The sequence below is a fragment of the Spongiactinospora sp. TRM90649 genome (assembly GCF_029382225.1).
In the GTDB taxonomy this organism is placed as follows: Bacteria; Actinomycetota; Actinomycetes; order Streptosporangiales; family Streptosporangiaceae; genus Spongiactinospora.
In genome coordinates this window covers 1-3,514 of sequence record NZ_JARLTC010000083.1, presented here as the reverse complement: position 1 = coordinate 3,514, position 3,514 = coordinate 1, and the positions used below count along the sequence as shown (strand labels likewise).

Here is a 3,514-nt window from a genome sequence, read left to right as displayed (position 1 = left end):
CGCGGCGTCGCCGTAGTGGACGCCAAGGGCGACCTGGTCACCGACCTGCTCGGCCTCATCCCCGAAGAGGCCGCGCCGCGCATCGCGCTGATCGACCCGGACGACCGGCACCCCCGGCCCGCGCTCAACGTGCTGAGCGGACCCGACCGCGACACTCTCGTGGACAACCTCGTCGGCATCTTCCACAAGATCTACGCCGACTCCTGGGGACCGCGCAGCGACGACATCCTGCGCGGCTGCGCCCTGACCCTGTCCCGCAACGGCGGCACGCTGGCCGACATCCCCGCTCTGCTCACCGATGGCGTCTATCGCCACCAGCTCACCGAACGCCTCGACGACCCCTTTCTGATGGGTTTCTGGAACTGGTACGAACGCCTGTCAGAACAGGGCCGAGCCCACGTCACCGCGCCCATCATGAACAAGCTGCGTGCGCTCCTGCTCCGGCCGTTCGTCCGCGACATCCTCGGCTCGGCCCAGTCCACGTTCGACGTCGGCGACGTCCTGGACGGCAAGATCCTGCTCGCCCGCCTCCCCAAGGGCGTACTCGGCGACGAGACCGCCCGGATGCTCGGCTCGCTCCTGCTCGCCCAGGTCTGGCAGGCCGCCAGCCACCGCGCCCGGCTCGGCCGTACCCGCGCGCCGTCGGCCCTGTACGTGGACGAGACGCAGAATTTCCTGAACCGTGCGGCCTGAAAGTCGCTTGTAGCCAGTGAATTACCGGAGAGGAGAAGGTAATTCCCCGCTCAGTGGTCAATATGGGCGGGTCTCCTAAGGCGAGTGCGGGACTGGTAACGGACCCGTGCTAAGCCGCCTGACACAAAGCCCCAAGAGCCGATGGGCCATCACCGGCAACAGGGCAAGGAGAAGATCTGAAGGACGAACGAAAGTGAACCCTCGAAGAGGCCTCGTAAAAGTTGACCCGCGCCAATGGTGAGCATTCGGCGGGAAGGACCCGGAGCTGAAAGGCTCAAGTGGCAGGGAAGGGCGAGTTTCCTTCCTTGCGTGACCACCACCGGTCCCGGGGTAAAGAGGGCGTCCTCCCAGATCGCAACTGGCACAAGCGGAACAGGACAACCCCGTAGAGGTCCAGAACGGATGCGTTCTGGTAAGCCGACGGCAACGGAAGCAGAACTCCTCTGCGGGAGCAGGAAGACCCGAAAAGCAAACGCCGCCAGGGCGAAAGCCCAGGGGAAAACACGGAATCAGGCACCTCGGCCTCCGTGCATAACCCGGCGGATACCGGACCGGGCGTCCGGGCCCGAAAGGGAGCCCACGCGGGTCTGGTGGGCCTTTGAAGAACCTAAGCGAAGGAACCGGAACCAGCGCCGGAGTTAGATACCGAAGGAGGAAGCAATGCCGGACGAAGTCCAAACAACAACGGCGGAGAACGCCGGCGCGCCTTCGGGGAACCAAGCGCTGGACGACGCACGGTACTGGCACAGCATCAACTGGGCCCAAGCCGAGCGCAACGTACGGAGACTGCGCCACAGGATCTTCAAGGCGTCGCAGGAGGGGGACCTGAAGAAGGTCCGCAATCTCCAAAAGCTCATGCTGCGCTCACGCTCCAACACGCTGACCAGCGTCAAAAGCGTAACGCAGCGGAGCCTGGGACGCCGCACCCCCGGGGTAGACGGGGAACTCGCGCTACGACCGCAAGACCGGGGCAGGCTGGCCAGGACACTGGCCGAGCAGCCCGGGCCCGCGGCCAGGCCGGTGCGGCGTGTGCACATCCCGAAGGCGAACGGCACGACCCGGCCGCTCGGTATCCCGGTCATCCGGGACCGAGTGCAGCAGGCCAGGGTGAAGAACGCCCTGGAACCTGAGTGGGAGGCACGCTTCGAAGGGCGCAGCTACGGCTTCCGCCCCGGACGCAGCTGTCATGACGCGATCGCCGCGATGTACAACTTCACGGCGGGCAAGAAGGCCCGGCGACGCTGGGCCTTGGACGCGGACCTGACAAGTGCCTTCGACCGGATCAACCACGATCGCTTGATGGAAGCCCTCGGCGGGTTCCCGGCAGCAGCCGAGATCCGCCGCTGGCTGAAGGCCGGTGTGCTGGAGCACGGACGATTCGCCCCGACCGACGAGGGAGCCCCTCAAGGCGGAGTGATCAGCCCGCTGCTGCTCAACATCGTCCTGCACGGCATGGGGACCGCCGCCGGAGACATCGAAGACGGCACGGTCAGACAGCGCTGGGTTGCCTGCGCCCCGGCTTTCATCCGCTACGCCGACGACTTTGTGGTGCTGTGCACCACCAAGGAGGAGGCCGAGCAGGTGAAGGAGCGGTTGGCGATCTGGCTGGAGCCCAAGGGCCTGGCGTTCAACGAGGAAAAGACACGCATCGTCCATCTGGACGAAGGCTTCGATTTTCTCGGGTTCAACGTCCGGCGTTACGGCGACAAGCTGATGATCAAGCCGAGTAAGGCGGCGATACAAAAGGTCAAGGACAAGATTCGGGACACGGTGAAACGGTTGCGCACGGCACCGTGCGACGACGTGATTCGTTCCTTGAATCCCTTGATCAAGGGGTGGTCCACCTATTACAGGGGCGTGGTCTCGACCGAGACCTTCACAACCCTGGATCACTACGTGCACTACCGCATGTACCGGTGGGCCAGACGTAAGCACTCCAGTAAGTCGGTGGCGTGGACTCGCGCCAGGTATTACGGGTGCTCCAACCCCGCGAGGCAAGACAAATGGGTCTTCACCGACAAGGAGACCGGGCGGTACCTGTACCGATTCGCATGGACCCACATCGAGCGCCACGCCCTTGTTAAGGGCCGGGCATCGAAAGATGACCCGGAGCTCGAAGGGTACTGGAAGGCACGCGTCCGAAAGCGCAAGCACCCAGAGGCCGACAAGCACAACCTGGCCCTGGCTGCCAAGCAGAAGGGTCTGTGCCCGCTGTGCGGATTGGACCTGATCGCCGGAGCCGGATACGAGCCGGAATCCGTCCGTGAATGGGCGGCCTGGTTCTGGGCCAACTCCCGAACGATCAGAAAGCACCACCTGGTCCTCGCGTCCGAGGACGGATCCAGAACAACTGCCGACCCCATGCTCATCCACTCGGAATGCCACCGGCAACACCACGCCCGGAGCGCATCCGAGAGACCCAGGGAGACCCACCATGCACGCCCATAGTGGCCTGCTTGAGCCGGATGCGGTGAGAGCCGCACGTCCGGTTCTGAGGGGGCCCTTGTTCCCGAGAGGGACAGGGGCTACCCGACTTCCGCACGCGTTGGCGGACATGCTCGCCGAGGCCCGCGCGTACCGCCTGTCGATGGTGCTCGCCCACCAGCACCTGGCCCAGCTTCCACGCGATCTGTGTCAGGCGATCAGCTCCGACGCCCGCAACAAGATCTACTTCTCACTGTCGCCCGAGGACGCCCGCGAGGTCGAACACCACTTCAGCCCGTACCTGACCCGCCACGACCTCGCCCATCTGGGCGCCTTCCAGGCCGCCGCCCGCCTCGTCGTGAGCTCGGCGGAAACCCCGCCGTTCACGCTGCGCACC

Annotated in this window: 1 protein-coding gene and 2 pseudogenes; all 3 read left to right on the top strand. The window is 65.2% G+C overall.

The genetic code is table 11. The features are described 5' to 3' along the window. Positions 1-693: pseudogene (locus tag P3X83_RS43020) on the top strand (ATP-binding protein); the annotation flags it as partial. 660 nt (positions 694-1,353) lie between these two features. Beyond that, positions 1,354-3,141, top strand: a complete 1,788-nt coding sequence (gene ltrA, locus P3X83_RS43015) for a group II intron reverse transcriptase/maturase (RefSeq protein WP_277311230.1) — start codon at positions 1,354-1,356, stop codon at positions 3,139-3,141. 106 nt (positions 3,142-3,247) lie between these two features. After that, positions 3,248-3,514: pseudogene (locus tag P3X83_RS43010) on the top strand (ATP-binding protein); the annotation flags it as partial.